Origin of the sequence: Dyadobacter crusticola DSM 16708, from assembly GCF_000701505.1 — a bacterium.
Taxonomy (GTDB): Bacteria; Bacteroidota; Bacteroidia; order Cytophagales; family Spirosomataceae; genus Dyadobacter; species Dyadobacter crusticola.
Genome location: NZ_JNJB01000006.1, coordinates 64,872 through 79,547, shown reverse-complemented (window position 1 = coordinate 79,547; position 14,676 = coordinate 64,872). Strand labels below are relative to the sequence as shown.

The following is a 14,676-nucleotide window of genomic DNA, read 5'->3' as shown; positions in this document are numbered from 1 at the left end:
TTCAAAACTGCTGATTGAAGCACGCTATCTTCCCACAAAAAACAAGGGAATGCGAAAGCTTCAAGTCATAGCTATCTTTTACAGAAGTATCTGGCCTGTAACCACAGCCACCTCCTTGCTGATGTGGGGCATTGTGGACTTTCCCTCTTTCACAGCTGAGGTATTTCCTACGTTTATAATGATTTTCCTGTGGCTGCGCAGCGGGTGCCAGGCTTTGATATGGTACCTGTTCCGTTCCTCCAACAGAAAAGGTTTTGTTTTTTACAATCATTTCGGCCTGTCAGAAATGAGACTGGCTTTGCTGACGTACCTGCTGGACCTCGCCGTGTTTGCATTATGGATCATTTTAAAGACCATCATCTTAGGCTGAATATGCTAGAAGCAGATAGTATCCTGCTCGAATACGGCGGCCGGAAGATTCTCCAAAATATTTACCTGAAAATAGAAAAGGGAGAAATAGTAGGCTTGCTCGGGCGGAATGGAAGCGGCAAGTCGAGCTTGCTGCAAGTGATTTACGGCACGCGGCCAGCGCAAAACTGCTCTGTCAGGATTGACAAGACGTACGTCAGCAAACTTTACCAGCAAACCAATGTTGCTGCGTACCTGCCACAGCGGCAGTTTGTACCGGGATACCTCAAAGTTTCGGAGGCACTCAGGCTTTATAAAGTGCCCGTTGAAGAGGCTGTATCGTACTTTCCGGAGCTTGAAAGCATATTGTCCCAACAATTGGATCAGCTATCAGGAGGCCAGCAGCGTTTGATTGAAACCATCATGGTTATCTCCTGCCCCGCGCCATTTATCATGCTGGATGAACCTTTTTCAAATCTGATGCCGCTGCATGTGGAGCGGATTAAAGCCTGGCTCTCGGTACTGAAAACTTCCAAAGGCATTCTCATCTCAGATCATTACTATCAGGATGTACTCGCAATGTCAGACCAGGTGTACCTGCTAAGCGATGGTGGCAGGACTATTCTGCTGCAGGAACCTATGAAGCAGCTCCGCGACTTCGGATACATTTATTAACAATCCTGTTTTCACAAAATCAACCCGAAACCAAGCTTAACTGAACCGAGACGGCGTTTTGAATCTGCATCTGTCTTTAAAAGGTTGTGGCTGAGGCCGGCTGAAAGATCAACGTAAGCTTTGTTGAATATGGTTTGCTGCACGCCAAATCCAAGTCCCAGGCCGACGTGCTTCTTACTTTTACCAACCCCGAATATCGTCTCGCTATGATAAAACAAATGGTCGGCATACGGGCCGATGTACGCTCCTGACAGGTTGTTACCGCCGGTCCCACGCCTGATATTCCGTCGCTGATCTAAGTAATAACGCAATTGTACGGAAGAGTGGACCTGAAAATCGTTACTTACCCGGACTTTATCCAACGGGTAAGACAATCCCTTCGCAGCAATGCGCATATAAAAAGCAGTGGACTGGGTATTGAGGGAAAAAGGACTTTTTGCAATCTTTCTTTCATAGCCCACACCGACTGTCCCATTTAAGAAATTGGGAGAAAGGTACAGTTTGGGCCACAGCAGTTTCCATTGTTGCTGCACATCATCTTCACAAAATAAAACGTCACAAATCGGTATGTTCTTCTGTCGTTTCCAATCCCCGAAACCAATGCCCATGCTGGTACGCGAGGTGATTGCCACCGGCCAAGATTTGTTCAGGTGTTGGGTAAGCAAAAACTGGTACTCTAACTGTTTATAATCCTGATAGTACAAACCAACTCCCAATTCGATCCGGCCGAGATTGAAAAACCGTCGCTGCAGACCGAACTCTACGCCCAGCCTTTGAAGCTGGTCAAGTGCCACCCCTTTGCCCCATTGCTTCTCGCCGACCAGCGCAAGGAAGTTACCGGTAAAATTGTTGACACTTGTTCCTTCCCTGATCCTGCGCCGCATATCATAGTACCAGCGGGTATATACTTTGGCTGAAAACACACCTCCAAATCCAACATGTGTGCCCTGATGGCCGCTAACGCCCACTTCTCCCCCTGCTGACCAGGAAGGCAGCAACTTATATTCATATCCGAGATCCAGTTGGGTTCCCTCATTACCGCTGTTTTTAACATTCATCAAATAATTGGGAAGGAATGTTAAACTGACCTTGAACATGTGACGCGAGGGAACTTTGGTCATGAAAACATTTTCGTACCGATCGACAAAACGCTGCCGGACCAATGTATCCTGCTCCTCGGTGAAGGCAACTTTGACAGTATCCTGGGCAAAGCCGGCAAGGGAGATCAGTGACAATAAAGCAAGGTATAGCGGCTTCATAATGGGCAGGCATTTAACAGGATTAAAGGAATGCGCCCTCAGCGCTTACCGGCGACAATGGTAAATTTCGGGCTGTTATTTTGCTTAAAGAGGCTGGTAATGTGCGAAACAGTTGTATTGCTTCTCCATAAAAGTTTGCGCGACTAAGAGAGCAGTTGCACTTTGCTTATTTTTGGGCATAACTGAATATGATGATCACGGAAGTTGCTACAACCAGGCAGGAGGAATTTTTATACAACCAGCTTGCCGAAAAGCTGGAAAGCAATATCCTGAGCGGCGCGCTCAAAATTGGTGACAAGCTCCCATCGGTCCGGGCGCTCAGTAAAGAACAGGGTGTGAGCCTGTCTACCGCATTCAAAGCATATACACAGCTGGAAATAAAAGGCCTCATCGAAGCGCGGCCAAAATCGGGGTTTTACGTCAGCCACCGCGATCAGCCCCTGCATTCGTTGCGGTACCTCCCCGACGAGCAGCGTTTGCCCGAGCGGGCGAGCGTGGACGATATCCTGGCGTGGGTTTACAAAAATGTGCAAGCCGAGGGACTGGTGAGGCTGTCTGTCGCAGTGCCCTCGCCGAAGCTGCTGCCTGCTGCCAAACTGAGTAAGACAATGGCCGAGGCAGTCCGCAACAGCGCAGACCAATGCGTTGGCTACGAGGATGTAAGAGGTAACCTGATGCTCAGACAGCAAATCGCGCGCTATGCATTCAACTGGGGCGGACAGGTCAGCGAAAATGAGGTGGTAACTACGCAAGGCTGCATGGAAGCGCTTGTTTTCAGTCTGAAAGCAGTGTCAGAACCAGGCGACACGATTGCCATCGAAACGCCTACCTACTTCGGTATCTTCCATGTCATGAAAAGTCTGGGACTGAAAGTGCTGGAAATCCCTACTGACCCGCGTACCGGCATTGATATCGATTATCTGGCAGAAGCAATGCAGTCTGTCAGGATCAATGCTTGCCTGTTTGTCACCAATTTCACCAATCCGCTGGGCTGCGTAATGCCGGATGCACATAAGAAGCGGCTCGTCGAGCTGCTTGCCGCCGCAGATATTCCGCTGATAGAGGATGATATTTACGGAGAGCTTTATTTTGGCAAATCCAGACCGCGGACCTGTAAGAGTTATGACAAAAAAGGACTTGTGCTGCTATGTTCTTCCGTGTCGAAATCACTGGCTCCCGGGTACCGCGTAGGCTGGTGCCTGCCCGGCAAATTCATGGACAAATTCATTCAGATCAAGTTGATGCACACCGTATCTTCGGCCACGCCAACCCAGGCTGCAGTAGGCCTTTTCTTTCAGACGGGCCGGTTTGACCTGCATTTACGGAAACTTCGGGCTGCCCTAAAAGAGCAGTGCCTGCTGTATACCCGCACCATTGAAACCCACTTTCCGGCGTCGACGCGGATCAGCGAGCCGCAAGGAGGTTACGTGCTTTGGGTAGAGCTTGAAAAATCCATTGATGCATTTGATCTTTTCAATATGGGGCTGAAACAGGGGATCAGTGTCTCACCAGGACAGGTTTTCAGTACCGACGGGCGGTTTTCAAACTATATCCGGATCTGTTTCGGTATTCCGATGAACAAACAGATCGAGCACGCGATCAAAATATTGGGTGCCCTGACACAATCGCTGGTCAGGGCGTAAATGCTGCTTCAATGCTGGCTCACAAACGAGCGTACAGCCTGCGTGAACTGGCTTGTTTCAGTAATGAACGGTTCGTGCCAGGATTGTGCGAACGTGACGCGGGTTACCTCTGTGTTTTTTAACAAAACCTGCGTTTCCTCCCCTACTTCCAGCGGCACGATTCCATCTTTCGCACCCCAGAATAAGCCAATCGGTACACGCACATTTTCCAGCAACCCGCCTTTTTCAAACTTCCGGCTTTCCACATCACCGTAGTAGCCGTAAGCTTTGCTGTGCGTGAATTGCGCCAGAGCTGTGTTCGGGGAGTTGAATGCATAATTGATGACGTACTTCTTGTCTGAATAAAGCGATATAGGATTACCATCGAGCTTGTGCATCCAGCGGTAAATGCCTTCCCAGTCAACAGTTGCTGTATTTTGCGCGGTAACCGGATTGGCAGTCAGGAAATTTTCAGCTTCCACATTTCCCTTCTCCCGCGCCTGTTTTAATGCCCATTCACGTACCTGGTAAAGCCACCGGTAGTAGGAAAACATCCCGTTCACCATCATCGCGCCCGACACCTGCTGTTGGTTGTTTCCAGTTGTCAAGAATTGCCAGGCCAGCTCCACACCAAAGCTATGCGCAAGCAGGTATACCTCCGCATTTGGATACTGCTTTTTCAGCAACCTGATCACCAGCTCCATATCTTCTCCAAACTGCGCGTAGCGCAAGGTAGCAGGATCCACCTTGCCCGAAGAAGCGCCCGCAACGCGCTGGTCCCAGTACGCCATCATCACATCGTTTTCCAGCTCTTTCAGGTAATAGCGGTAGCACATTGCACAATCACCCGGGCCGCCGTGAACGAAGAGCACAATTTTGTTGGGCTGCTTATTCCCTTTTACCCAAACCGGCATATCGGCGCCCTTATGCCGCAGGTACAGCGTCGCATCTTCCCGCGGCTCCGAATCATTTTCCTTACAGCCGAGCAGCACGAGCAAGCAGCTGAACATTAACAATCTGGCAAAATGTTTCATCGTTTTTTGAGGGCTAAAAGTGTTCCTGCTTCAATCCCGAAGCGTGTTAAGTGAGAGGTATTGTAAGGCCGCTGCTGCATCACATTCAGCCGCACATACCAGGCAAGCGGCACCTGCCTGCGAACGGACAGATCGTGCCCCAGACTGACCGATACTGTGGGTAAAAACGCATTTCCACCCGCCATTCTAACGCGCCGAAAATCCCCCTCGGGTGTAGCTTCAAATGTGCGGCCTTCGAGAAAATACCGGAAGTAGGCAGGAGAAAGGGCAAATTCAAAAAGGCTGCCGCGTTTACCAATCCGGCGGTAGCCTAACTCAGGAGAAACAATGAGGCCGACGTGATTTTGCGGGTGCCGGTAAGCCGCCAGGCCAGCAGACCAGTACAAGATCTTATGCGCTGAGTTCCGCTTTGAAACCTTACTGGCAATGGGCTGATCGTAAGCGGCACGCAGTCCGTAGTGCGTGACCGTCTCGCCAAAGTAACCTACTCTGAGAGACTGTGCAGAGAGCAAGTGCGGGACTGTCAAAATGAGTCCCAGGTAGAAAATACCACGATTTATCATGTGGTTCCGAGTTGTGTTTGATTTGCAACAAAGGTATCCGCATGACAGCCGCCGGTTCAACCGGGGACTTTGTGAAACGCCTATTTACCAGCCCGGATCATCACAAAACAAAACTGAATTGTAGTATTGAGGCGCAGCTTGAATCGCTTACAATGCGTTTGCCACCCGGATATTCGGATGTTCTGCAATGATTTCCAGAATGATTTCAAAATACGTTTGACCCTCGCCGCATTCCAGCGCCCGCAATTTTTCCGTGAAAAGTGTTTTGTTAAAAGGCGAACCAGGTTCCAGCTTTGCAGCGTAATAGGCTCTCGTTACCTCATAACCCAAAACCTCGCGGCTCCTGCTCTGATTGATCCAGATCAGATCGACAGGTTCGTTCCCTTTTATCTCGCCAAAACCTCCTGACAGCAGATCGTTGAATGCATCCAGGCTGGCGCCGAGATTCCAGGTTTCTGAATGCATGAACACGCGGTTAACTTCGTCGTAAAAGGAGGTTATATCGTGGATTGCATTTCCGTTGATGACGATCTGTTTTCTGTGATTCAATGTTGTGAATGAATGATAGAGGTTGTGAAATGCGCCAAAGGTACGATCATTGCAGAAACCGTTCAGCTAACTCCAGAGATCAAATGGAACAAACAAACTTTTCGGAAGAGGAGCCCAAGCGGGAGCCGCTGGTAGCTACATTGGTGATCTCGCCGGCCGCGCAGGATTTCTTCAACCAGCTCCGTCAGCAGCATTTCCCTCCCGAGCGCAATTACCTGCGTGCACATTTAACCCTCTTTCATGCATTACCCGACGAGCCGTGGATTGTGGAAGACCTGGAAAAGCTCGCACAGCACCAGCCGCAGTTCGGGGCAACTGCCCTGCACCTTGTATCACTGGGCTTCGGTACCGCATTCAAAATCGTTTCACCCGAGCTGCCTGCATTGCACCAGGAGCTGCAAAAGCGCTGGGCCCAATACCTGACCAGCCAGGACAAGCAAAAAAGGAATTTCCATATCACTGTACAGAATAAGGTAGAACCCGCCGCTGCCAAAAAGCTGCTCGCTGAGCTGTCAGACAACTTTGAACCATTCAGTTTCGCGGTCACCGGGATCAGTTTGTGGCGCTACAAAGGCGGTCCGTGGGAATTTATTACAACCGTTCCTTTCCTGGGCAGCACGTTGATTTCGTAAGTGAGCAGCGTTGAAAATCATGACCATTCTCATAATCTGAGCCCATTACAGTCACTTTTTGGCGGTTCAGGGAAAAGTAGCTTTGCAGTCAGCTAAGATCAAAATCACACGATCAAAAACTAAAAATCTTCAAAATGAAAAACTGCATTCTCCTGCTTTCACTAGCCGCTTTGTTCCTTACCTCCTGTAACTCCGGCCCGACTGAAAATGCTGCACTTAATACCAAGAAATCCGAGTCGGACAGCACGTTCAATCTGTGCTACTCTTCTTTCGCGCAGAAAGATACCGTCCTGTTCAATGCATTGATGTATGGGGATAGTATCAAAGGCAGCCTCGGCTACAAGCTTTATGAAAAAGATCAGAACAATGGATTATTGCTCGGGAAAATGGTCGGCGATACAATCTGGGGTACTTACACTTTCATGTCCGCAGATTCCGAGTTCGTCAATGAAGTTACCTTTCTCAGAAGCGATACCTTGCTCGTTGAAGGACTTGGCAAAAGGGTTTTTAAGAACGGAAAATTCGTTTTTGCCGACAAATCAAACGTTCGCTACGCGGGTGTGAAACTGGAAAAAAGCGATTGTAAATAGAAGTGCAGGGGCATTAGCGCGGGGCTCCGTATCTAACAGCAACGTACATTGAGTTACCGAACAAATTCAGTCTGCAACTGTTCGAATTCGTACAGCATTTGCTGAAAAATCATCGAACGGAGCGGCTCAGAGTGGTTTTGGATAGTGGCATAATCTTCGCTATTCTATAAAAACCTAACTACTATGCGCCGCCCCGAACTATGTTACAATCCTACCTGAAAATCGCAATTCGCAGTCTGCTCAAGAACCGGCTGTTTTCCATTATTAATGTGGCCGGACTGGGTCTTGGCATCGCAGCTTTCATACTGATATTCGAATATGTAGCTTTCGAAAAAAGCGTAAACACGTTCCACAAAGAGCTGCCTTCGATCTACCGGATGTTTGACAGCCGGCCGACGGGCGACGTTTTTGTCCAAATGGCCCCCGCAGTTGCTCCTTTGATCAAGAAGGAATTCAGCGAGGTGAAAGCTTATTGCCGGATTGCGGATGGTACGGCAAACGGCGTGGTAACTATCGAAAGCCGGGATAATAAGGGCAGGGTACAAACCTTCCGCGAAAATGCGATGGCTTATGCTGACGCCAGCTTTTTCACGCTTTTTACCTTTCCGTTACGCCACGGAAATGCACAATCGGCGATTTCGGAAACGAACACGGTAGCACTGGCTGTGTCGCGGGCAAAAATGTATTTCGGCACTGAAAAGGCAGTTGGGAAAACGTTGGTGATGAATAATCAATTTGGCCGAACCTTGTATACCGTTACTGCCGTGTACGAGGATATGCCTGAAAATTCGGATATCAGGTTCGACGCCGTGCTTTCCCTTCAAACGCTTGCGAATCCCGCCAACCTGAATGGAAACGGCTGGGCCAGACTGGATAGTTTTGACGGCTCCTATGTGACAAACTTTTTCCAGCTCGATGAAAAAGCCGATTACGCCGCATTTGAGAAGAAGGTAAATGCGCTCAAACAGAAACTGAACCCCGAAGATAAAAGCAGATTTGTGCTGCAGCCCCTTGCTGACATCCATCTTGGTTCTTCCATGGACGATGCTTACCCTACCAGCGGCAGTTTGTCGTTTGTGTACCTGCTGGGCGGCATCGCCATCCTGATCCTCGGAATCGCGTGGTTCAACTACATCAACCTGTCCACTGCGGCATCTCTGAAAAGAGCGAAAGAAGTAGGTGTTCGAAAAGTGGTCGGTGCAGGCAGATTCCAGCTGATTAATCAGTTTTTAGGCGAATCTTTCCTCCTCAATCTGTTGGGTTTCGCTTTGGGAATACTGCTGGTTTACTCAGTTCAAAAAAGCTTTAATGATTTTACCCAGAAGAATTTTTCACTGGAAGGGCTGCTCAATGATCCTTCCTGGCTGTTGGCGGCATTGCTGCTGATCACAGGCGCATTTCTTTCGGGGAGCTACGTGGCATTTTCGGTCACTTCCCTGCAGCCGGTGCAGATATTAAAAGGTGCCAGCTCCAAGTTGAACACAGGCAAAGACAGCTGGCTCCGGAAAGTTTTGGTAGTCATGCAGTTCAGCGTTTCCGTCATTCTGATCATAGCGACGCTTGTGCTGTATAAGCAGCTGCAATACATGCAAAACAAAGACCTGGGCTTCAAACCCGCGCAGCGGCTGGTAATCAACGGACCGCAGATCGGGGACGATAAAAGTATAGCAACAAGCTCCGCGCTTTTTGACAATCAGATCGGTGCATTGCCTTACGTCAAAAACTTCTCGCATACCGGGATTGTGCCCGGAACCTACTATTCGTTCAATGCATCTGGCATTACGAGGCAAGGCGACAAATGGGACGAGTCTAAAAGAAGCTATTCAATGGGCATTATTGACGACCATTACCTGTCCGTATTCCAGATACCCGTTGTCGCCGGCCGCAATTTCACGCCTCGTGAAGCCGAACAGGCGTGGGAGAAAAGCGGCAAGCTCATGGTCAATGAAGCAGCCGCCCGGCAGCTCGGATTTGAGTCTGCACAAAAAGCGGTGGGCGGTATCGTGAGCTGGGGACAACCTTACGAGATAGTGGGCGTGGTAAAGGATTACAATCACCAGGGACTGCAAAGTGTGGTAGACCCGATCATTTTCATGCCCCGGAAGGCGGGCGGCAGGATGGTTTTGCAGGTTTCAACTACCAACATGCAAGAGCAGCTCAAAGAACTGGAAACGCTGTACAAAGCTGCCTACCCGGGCAATCCTTTCGAATATTACTTCGTCGACCAGAAATTCAATGAGCAGTATCAGACAGAAAAGCAGTACAGTCAGGTGTTTGCACTGGCATCGATGCTCGCCATCTTTATTGCATGCCTGGGCTTATTCGGTCTCGCCAGCTACATGACCGAGCAGCGTATCAAGGAAATCGGTGTACGAAAAGTGCTGGGTGCGAGTGTAGCCGGGATTTTAGCTTTGATTTCAAAGGATTTCCTGCGCCTGGTCCTGATCTCTATTCTCATTGCCTGCCCTATTGCCGGTTATCTGATGAAAAAATGGTTGCAGGATTTTGCCTACCAGACTGATATCGCATGGTGGATGTTTGCGGGAGCAGGCGGCCTCGTGATTATCATAGCAGTGCTCACCGTCGGCTTTCAGAGCCTGAAAGCCGCATTGATGAACCCTGTCCAGACGCTTCGTAGTGAGTAATGCAGCTTGCTATTATAGCCCGGCCGCGACAAACTTTTTATTAACAGAAATATTAAGTCACCACTTGTTCCTAATCTTGAATAGTTTTGGTTTTTTAGGAGTAAATTTCAATGTTATCTCAACAAACTTATTCCTCAAAAATCAACGACTATGAAAACATCGGTACGGCAGTTCCTTTTGCTAGTATTTTGCTTATTCGCCGGGTCTGCATCCTGGGCGCAAACGAGTATCGGGCTACGTGCCGGGTCTAACTTTGCCAATTTCGCAGTGCAGGATGACGAGAATTATCCTTTTAGACCGAAACCCGGATTGAGCTTCGCCGTTCTTTTCAATCTGCCCATGAGTGCCACAACCAGCATTCAGCTTGAACCGGGATTTTCACAACGCGGCACACGGATTCGGATGAAATCTGAGGAGATGGTTAACAATCAGACTGTCAAGATCGATGTAAAAGGAAATTTGTCAGTAAACTACATTGAACTGCCAATTTTGTTTCAATACAGACCAAAACTGGGGAAGCTGGAAGGACTTTTCTCCATAGGTCCGGAAGTCCGTTTGCTGATGGGCAATTTGAAAACGAAATCTACCTCAAAGCTTTATATTGACAACGAGCTGATTGCCAGCGAAAGCCGGGATGAAACGTACAGCTTCGGAGAAGACAGCCGCAAGTTCGACTTCGGAATGGTCGGCGGCGCGGGACTGGCTTACCCACTCGGCGCACTGAAAATTTTTGCAGAAGGACGCTACCACTTCGGATTACGCAACCTGGCGACATCGGTTGACGGTGACAATACCAAAGTGTATAACCGCGGCGCGTCAGCTCACATCGGTGTACTCGTTCCAGTCGGTAAATAAGCTACCATTTGAAATGCAGCAGTGATACACCCTGTCGTGGCAGCTGCATTTCTATCGTTGCCTGGCCAGCTTTCGGTCTGATCCATTCCGGAGAAGTAAGCAAGGAAAGCTGGCCGGCTTTTTCAAGTAACCTGATCTGCTCCGCTGTTGGCTGCTTCGGCGATCCCATTGCTTTCCAGGCTTCATACGAATTGCTGTTTTCCTTATCAATCCGGTAATGGTGCATCAGTACCTCCCGCGAAGGTAATCCGCTGACAGCAACCTGAACAGTTGCATCCGGCGCCGGCACATTATCATCATGGTAATTCCAAACCATTACTGCTGCCGCATTGGCTGCTTTGGATGCAATACCATTGATATCGGCTTCACCACGAACACTTTCGTCCCTCACTTTCTGAAAGTTATAGGCAAGGTTTTGCTTTACTTCCACGCGGTTACCTTCCATCAAACCAAACATACGGAACACGTTCAGCACAGGTTTATCTACCCCGTTCGTAGCCAGGTCACGGAAGCCACGGAACCACGCCTGCTCTTCAAATTCAAAAGACCAGCTCACCGCACCCAGCAGGTTTACTCCCCTCGCCTCCGCCAGCTCATATTTTCTGGCAAATGAAGCTGCCGTGTAACTTGAATACATGGTACCATTCCGGTAAGCATTTTGCGGACTCACATCCTCCGAGCAGGCCGCGCAACCTTCCGGATCAGATTCTCCGATAATGATAGGCAGCTTTTTCAAAGTCGGGTAAGAAGCTACTATTTCAAAACCTTTATCCAGATCGCGCAGCTGTGTACCCATATTCATTTGCACATGTCCGTTCACGATCTTCGGTGCGCCTTTTGCGTGATAGGTAATGAAATCGATCGGCGAGCCGGTTTTGCCTGTTGCATAATTCTTGCCCTTCGTTACATGGTCCAGGAAAGCCCGCATGAATTTTTCGGATTTATCCCAACCCGGGCCAGTTACCTCCGGACCGCCGATTTTGGCAGTCGGTAATGCGCGCTTGACAGCATCTGCCGTGTAGTCGTACAACTTAATGTACTCATCGACAGTACCTTTCCAGTAACTGATGTTCGGCTCGTTCCAAAGCTCCCAGTACCAGCTTTCGACCTCTTTCTGTCCATACCTCGCGACAGAGTGCTTTACCCACTGGTATACCAGCTCTGCCCATTTCTTGTAGTCTTTGGGCGGATAAGCCCAGCCGAGGTAAATGTCGTTATAATCGTCGCCGGGTTTCCAGTGGTGGCGGTAAGGTTCAGGTTTGGTAGAAAGTGCCTGCGGCATGAAACCGATCTGCGCAATGGGCTTCATGCCTCTTTCGATGTAGGTATCAAAGATCTTGTCGACAATCTTCCAGTCATAAACCGGATTACCCTGCGCATCTTCCGTGTAAGCATTGGTGGAGCCCCATTTGAGCGCCGCTTCACCATCGCCGGTTACCAGCAAGCTATGGGCGCGAACGTAAACCGGCACTTTGCTCAGCTGTGAAATCTCCGTCAGCAGCTTTTTACCATCCTTCATGTAGGTGTAGTTAGGCTCATCGTACCCGAAAAACGCCCAGATCGGCTGCATTGGCGCTTTTACTTTCGTCAGGTCAACTTCTATCCTCACGGGTTTTTGCACGTCCTGACTTAGTGCGGGAACGAAGGCTGCGGCAAACAATGCGGCGCTGAATAACGTAGTTTTGAATTTCACAGGGAGCATTTGACGGGTTTTAGCAGCTAAGTTTTTCATCAGTTAATTCCGGCGACATTGACATTATTTTTTACCAGACCGTAATGCGGTCCTTCTCAGGCTTATACATTTTGTCGCCCGGCTGGACATCAAATGCTTTATAAAATGGCGTAAAGTTCATCAAAGGTCCGTTCACGCGCCACTTGGCAGGTGAGTGCGGGTTGGTATTGACGTACATCGACATGTAAGCGTCGCGGGTTTTCACGCGCCAGATGCGCGCGATAGAGATAAAGAAGCGCTGATCGGGCGTGAAACCATCCAGCCTGGTCGTGTCCTTACCCTGCTCGGTCAGCTTGAATGCATCGTAAGCAATTGCCACGCCGGCGATATCTGCCGTATTCTCGCCCACGGTTAACGCACCTTTGATGTGCATTGAATCAAGTACAGTGAACGCATTGTACTGATCGATCACCTGCTGGGTTTTGGCTTTGAATTTGGCGTAATCGGCTTTGGTCCACCAGTCAGTCACATTGCCGGCTTTGTCGTACTGCGCACCCTGATCATCAAACGAATGCGTGATCTCGTGGCCGATCACCATTCCAATTCCACCATAATTCAGCGCGTCATCTGCATTAACATCAAAATACGGCGGCTGCAAAATACCTGCCGGAAACACGATCTCATTCAACGGCGGATTGTTATAAGCAGTCACAGTAGGAGGCGTGGTGTGCCACTCAGTGCGGTCCACGGGCTTGCCGAGCTTGTCCAGATTGTACAGGTATTCGTTCCTGTCGGCTGCAAGGCGGTTTTCAAAATAGGTATCGCGTTTTACTTTTACCTGCGAGTAATCGCGCCATTTATCAGGATAGCCTATTTTTTCGGTGAATGCGTGCAGTTTATCCTTCGCCTTCGCCTTGGTAGAATCGCTCATCCAGTCAAGCCGGTCAATGCGGGCTTCGAAAGCCTTTTTGAGATTATCGACCAATACTGCCATTCGTTTTTTGGCCGATTCGGGGAAATACTTTTTAACGTACAATTGCGCCAGCGCATCTCCGAGAGACTGATCAATCGCCTGCGTCATTTCCTCGGCACGCGTTTGTTTCACAGCCTGTCCGGTCAGGATTTTGGTATAAGCAAAAGATGCATCGACAAAAGGCTGGCTCAGCAGATCGGCATAGTTACTCAATGCGTGCGCTTTCAGGTAAACCTTCCAGTCAGCCAGCGAAACCGATTTGAGCATCGCATTCAGCTTGTCGTAGTAACCCGGCTGGCCTACATTGACGGAATCAACTTTTGCACCCAGATTATTCAATAATCCGGCCCAATCAATGTTCGGGTGTTTTTTCGAAAGTGCAGCGACAGCGGTTTTGTTATAATTGGCTTTTACATCCCTGAGCTCGACATTGGTCCTGTGCGCGGAAGCGAGTTGTTTCTCGATCGCATAGGTAACCGCTGCATTCTTCTGCGCGGCATCCGTTGCTGTTCCCGACAGTTCAAAAAGTCGGGTCAGATAAGCTTGATATGCTTTCTGAACCCCGGCGGTTGTTGAGTCATTTTTGAAATAATACTCTCTTTCCGGCAAACCGGTACCCGCCTGGTAAAACTGCGCTATGTTGACTGTACTCTGCTTATCATCCGGACCCACGTAAAACCCGACTATCGAGCCGTTTCCGGCCTTTTGCTCCTCAGCTACCAATTTCAGGAGCGAAGGCCGATCGTTTATCGCATCAATGCGGTCGAGCAGCGATTTGACTGGCTGGTAACCCTGCTTGTTGATTGTGGCCGTATCCATTCCCGACGCATAAAAATCGCCCACTTTCTGCTCGATACTCCCCGCTGCATTGCTGGCCGCGGAGATGCTGTCCAGGATACCTTTCAGCCGGGTACGCTGGGGATAGTTGAGAAAAGAATAAGAACCCACGCCGGTCTGACTATCGGGAATGCGGATCGTATCGTACCAGATACCATTGGCATACATAAAGAAGTCATCGCCCGGCTTTTTGGTAGAATCGACTCCGGTGATCACAACCCGGCTTTCGCCTGTATCAGGCTTTTGACGGCAAGCGCCAGCCGCCAGCAAAACAAAACAGAGGGAGTAGATAGGTTTCATAATCTGGAAAGTAGCCGCGTCGGGTAAGTAAAACAAGTCCTACAACTTACGTAAAAGTGGCGCCACTTGCCTGCAATCTTGTAAAATTCACATCCCCGTAACATTAAGCACCTCCTGACTTA

General features: G+C 49.3%; 13 protein-coding genes. 7 read left to right on the top strand and 6 right to left on the bottom strand.

The window, feature by feature from the left end:
• Positions 1-49 precede the first annotated feature (49 nt).
• Together Q369_RS0108840 and Q369_RS0108835 are read left to right on the top strand one after the other, a co-directional pair.
• On the top strand, positions 50-370 hold the full coding sequence (locus Q369_RS0108840; protein WP_031527442.1) for a hypothetical protein: 321 nt from the start codon (positions 50-52) through the stop codon (positions 368-370).
• Positions 371-372: 2 nt separating this feature from the next.
• Entirely contained in the window at positions 373-1,023 is a 651-nt protein-coding gene (locus Q369_RS0108835) for an ATP-binding cassette domain-containing protein (RefSeq protein WP_035333184.1), read from the top strand.
• A gap of 11 nt (positions 1,024-1,034) precedes the next feature.
• Here the strand turns inward: Q369_RS0108835 and Q369_RS0108830 are convergent, their stop codons facing one another.
• Positions 1,035-2,282: a hypothetical protein gene (locus Q369_RS0108830; protein ID WP_031527440.1), complete on the bottom strand. Its 1,248-nt coding sequence runs from the start codon at positions 2,280-2,282 to the stop codon at positions 1,035-1,037.
• Positions 2,283-2,470: 188 nt separating this feature from the next.
• On the opposite strand from Q369_RS0108830, the gene Q369_RS0108825 reads away from it, so the two are divergent.
• Positions 2,471-3,925: an aminotransferase-like domain-containing protein gene (locus Q369_RS0108825; RefSeq protein WP_229206777.1), complete on the top strand. Its 1,455-nt coding sequence runs from the start codon at positions 2,471-2,473 to the stop codon at positions 3,923-3,925.
• An 8-nt stretch (positions 3,926-3,933) separates the two neighbouring features.
• On the opposite strand, the gene Q369_RS0108820 is transcribed toward Q369_RS0108825, so the two are convergent.
• The 3 genes from Q369_RS0108820 to Q369_RS0108810 form a co-directional block, all read right to left on the bottom strand.
• Positions 3,934-4,938 carry an alpha/beta fold hydrolase gene (locus Q369_RS0108820; RefSeq protein ID WP_031527438.1) on the bottom strand — a complete coding sequence of 335 codons (1,005 nt, stop codon included), beginning with the start codon at positions 4,936-4,938 and terminating at the stop codon, positions 3,934-3,936.
• On the bottom strand, positions 4,935-5,501 hold the full coding sequence (locus Q369_RS0108815; protein WP_031527437.1) for a hypothetical protein: 567 nt from the start codon (positions 5,499-5,501) through the stop codon (positions 4,935-4,937). Before Q369_RS0108815 ends, Q369_RS0108820 begins: the two co-directional genes overlap by 4 nt.
• Before the next feature lie 147 nt (positions 5,502-5,648).
• Positions 5,649-6,050 (bottom strand): barstar family protein, encoded by a 402-nt coding sequence (locus Q369_RS0108810; RefSeq protein WP_031527436.1) that lies wholly within the window; start codon positions 6,048-6,050, stop codon positions 5,649-5,651.
• A gap of 83 nt (positions 6,051-6,133) precedes the next feature.
• Between Q369_RS0108810 and Q369_RS0108805 the strand changes: the two genes are divergently transcribed.
• The 4 genes from Q369_RS0108805 to Q369_RS0108790 all read left to right on the top strand — a co-directional run bounded on the left by Q369_RS0108805 (position 6,134) and on the right by Q369_RS0108790 (position 10,772).
• The gene (locus Q369_RS0108805; RefSeq protein WP_051663982.1) at positions 6,134-6,682 is read left to right on the top strand and encodes a 2'-5' RNA ligase family protein; all 549 of its coding nucleotides are present in this window, start codon (positions 6,134-6,136) and stop codon (positions 6,680-6,682) included.
• A gap of 134 nt (positions 6,683-6,816) precedes the next feature.
• Positions 6,817-7,272 carry a hypothetical protein gene (locus tag Q369_RS28295; protein ID WP_051663981.1) on the top strand — a complete coding sequence of 152 codons (456 nt, stop codon included), beginning with the start codon at positions 6,817-6,819 and terminating at the stop codon, positions 7,270-7,272.
• Between the two features lie 200 nt (positions 7,273-7,472).
• Complete coding sequence (locus tag Q369_RS0108795; protein WP_031527433.1) at positions 7,473-9,917, top strand: ABC transporter permease; 2,445 nt, start codon at positions 7,473-7,475, stop codon at positions 9,915-9,917.
• 150 nt (positions 9,918-10,067) lie between these two features.
• The gene (locus Q369_RS0108790) at positions 10,068-10,772 is read left to right on the top strand and encodes a porin family protein (protein WP_031527432.1); all 705 of its coding nucleotides are present in this window, start codon (positions 10,068-10,070) and stop codon (positions 10,770-10,772) included.
• 1 nt (position 10,773) lies between these two features.
• Here Q369_RS0108790 and Q369_RS0108785 read toward each other — a convergent pair whose 3' ends face one another.
• Together Q369_RS0108785 and Q369_RS0108780 are read right to left on the bottom strand one after the other, a co-directional pair.
• Positions 10,774-12,504, bottom strand: a complete 1,731-nt coding sequence (locus Q369_RS0108785; protein WP_229206776.1) for a GH39 family glycosyl hydrolase — start codon at positions 12,502-12,504, stop codon at positions 10,774-10,776.
• Between the two features lie 31 nt (positions 12,505-12,535).
• Entirely contained in the window at positions 12,536-14,554 is a 2,019-nt protein-coding gene (locus Q369_RS0108780) for a M13 family metallopeptidase (protein WP_031527430.1), read from the bottom strand.
• Between the last annotated feature and the right edge of the window lie 122 nt (positions 14,555-14,676).

Coding starts and splice junctions, on each gene's coding strand:
- Q369_RS0108840 (WP_031527442.1), top strand. CDS start 50: ATGCGAAAGCTTCAAGTCATAGCTATCTTTTACAGAAGTATCTGGCCT.
- Q369_RS0108835 (WP_035333184.1), top strand. CDS start 373: ATGCTAGAAGCAGATAGTATCCTGCTCGAATACGGCGGCCGGAAGATT.
- Q369_RS0108830 (WP_031527440.1), bottom strand. CDS start 2,282: ATGAAGCCGCTATACCTTGCTTTATTGTCACTGATCTCCCTTGCCGGC.
- Q369_RS0108825 (WP_229206777.1), top strand. CDS start 2,471: ATGATGATCACGGAAGTTGCTACAACCAGGCAGGAGGAATTTTTATAC.
- Q369_RS0108820 (WP_031527438.1), bottom strand. CDS start 4,938: ATGAAACATTTTGCCAGATTGTTAATGTTCAGCTGCTTGCTCGTGCTG.
- Q369_RS0108815 (WP_031527437.1), bottom strand. CDS start 5,501: ATGATAAATCGTGGTATTTTCTACCTGGGACTCATTTTGACAGTCCCG.
- Q369_RS0108805 (WP_051663982.1), top strand. CDS start 6,134: ATGGAACAAACAAACTTTTCGGAAGAGGAGCCCAAGCGGGAGCCGCTG.
- Q369_RS28295 (WP_051663981.1), top strand. CDS start 6,817: ATGAAAAACTGCATTCTCCTGCTTTCACTAGCCGCTTTGTTCCTTACC.
- Q369_RS0108795 (WP_031527433.1), top strand. CDS start 7,473: ATGTTACAATCCTACCTGAAAATCGCAATTCGCAGTCTGCTCAAGAAC.
- Q369_RS0108790 (WP_031527432.1), top strand. CDS start 10,068: ATGAAAACATCGGTACGGCAGTTCCTTTTGCTAGTATTTTGCTTATTC.
- Q369_RS0108785 (WP_229206776.1), bottom strand. CDS start 12,504: ATGAAAAACTTAGCTGCTAAAACCCGTCAAATGCTCCCTGTGAAATTC.
- Q369_RS0108780 (WP_031527430.1), bottom strand. CDS start 14,554: ATGAAACCTATCTACTCCCTCTGTTTTGTTTTGCTGGCGGCTGGCGCT.